The sequence below is a fragment of the Vibrio makurazakiensis genome (genome assembly GCF_050337375.1).
GTDB lineage: Bacteria > Pseudomonadota > Gammaproteobacteria > Enterobacterales > Vibrionaceae > Vibrio > Vibrio makurazakiensis.
The window spans coordinates 1-1,604 of sequence record NZ_JAKJSW010000361.1 but is presented as its reverse complement, the minus strand read 5'-3'; the positions used below and the strand labels follow the sequence as shown (position 1 = coordinate 1,604).

Genomic DNA, 1,604 nt, shown 5'->3' with positions numbered 1-1,604 from the left:
GTTGGTTAGCGCTACTTAAAAGTGCATTGTTGCGAGAAGAGCGTTATACACTGGCATTAAAGTGTACTGATATTGCCCTCACGTTTGTGCCAGATGACCCATATGAAATTCGCGATCGTGGTTTCATTTATCAGCAACTCGATTGTCATCAAATTGCCGCGTCAGACTATCAATATTTTATTGACCAATGTCCAGATGACCCGGCAGCTGAACTACTAAAATCTCAAGTGAATGCGATGGGCGAAAGCTCTGTAGTCATTCACTAGACCCTATATAAAATTAGAGAGAATACGATGGAACAGAAAACAGTTCATATTGGCGATTTGCCAGTAGCAAACGACAAGCCATTTACCCTATTTGCTGGTATGAATGTTCTTGAGTCTCGTGATCTAGCAATGCAGATTTGTGAGCACTACGTAAAGGTGACGGAAAAGCTAGGTATCCCTTATGTATTTAAGGCGTCTTTTGATAAAGCGAACCGTAGCTCTGTTCATTCTTACCGTGGTCCAGGCATGGAAGAAGGGCTAAAAATCTTCCAAGAATTGAAAGATACGTTTGGTGTGAAGATCATTACCGACATTCATACAGAAGCACAAGCTCAGCCAGTTGCGGACGTTGTTGATGTGATTCAACTGCCAGCATTCCTTGCTCGTCAAACTGACCTAGTTGAAGCAATGGCTAAAACAGGTGCTGTGATTAACGTGAAGAAGCCTCAGTTCATGAGCCCTAACCAAGTTGGCAATATCGTCGATAAATTTGCTGAATGTGGTAACGAGAACATTATCCTATGTGAGCGTGGCTCTTGTATGGGATACGACAACCTAGTAGTAGACATGCTTGGTTTCGGCGTTATGAAGAAGTCGTCAAACGGTAGCCCAATCATCTTTGATGTAACGCACTCACTGCAAATGCGTGACCCTTCAGGTGCTGCATCTGGTGGCCGTCGTGAACAAACGGTTGAGCTGGCTAAAGCTGGTCTTGCTACAGGTATTGCTGGTCTATTTATTGAAGCGCATCCGAACCCAGATCAAGCTCGTTGTGATGGCCCATCGGCATTGCCACTTGATAAGCTGGAACCATTCCTAGCGCAAATGAAAGCGTTAGATGACATGATCAAAGGCTTCGAGCACATTGATATTAAATAATACGAACGTACAGTGACTGCTGGCGCTTAACGCTAAGAAAGTCGCTAGTTTGTAATAGAAAAACCGATGTTAATGCATCGGTTTTTTTTCGTCTGAATTCCGCCAAAAACTTACACTCAGTGAATCAGCCGAAGCTTAGTATGAAGAAACTCTGTGATAACGTTATCGAATTATGTGGGTTTATCGATGATATTCTCGTCTTTGGGGAAGGCTATTGATATCACAGTCAAACGATTGCCTGTGATCGATTGGAGCACGTAATGTAATGGTGTTCACTTGTTGCACTTTTGGTTCGGTATTATCGTGATCAATTCGACATAAATATGAAATCATAATGTCACATGCGGTTTGTTAATTTAAACTGAGTCAAGTTTTATAGGAAATTCAGGCAAGTAACGATAGCTTGTCATATTTTCCTATAGAGACAATTAAAGTAGTGGATATCCCCCCATATAGTTC

At 42.1% G+C, this 1,604-nt stretch carries 2 protein-coding genes; both read left to right on the top strand.

The annotated features are described in order from the left end of the window. Window positions 1–266, top strand: a 266-nt coding sequence (locus L4C33_RS21365; protein ID WP_428814402.1) for a tetratricopeptide repeat protein, incomplete at its 5' end; no start/stop codon positions are given. A 27-nt stretch (window positions 267–293) separates the two neighbouring features. Continuing rightward, on the top strand, window positions 294–1,145 hold the full coding sequence (gene kdsA, locus L4C33_RS21360; protein WP_428814401.1) for a 3-deoxy-8-phosphooctulonate synthase: 852 nt from the start codon (window positions 294–296) through the stop codon (window positions 1,143–1,145). Window positions 1,146–1,604: the final 459 nt, after the last annotated feature.

Bases quoted from the DNA above. Each gene is read 5' to 3' on its own strand.
- kdsA (WP_428814401.1), top strand. From the start codon at position 294: ATGGAACAGAAAACAGTTCATATTGGCGATTTGCCAGTAGCAAACGAC.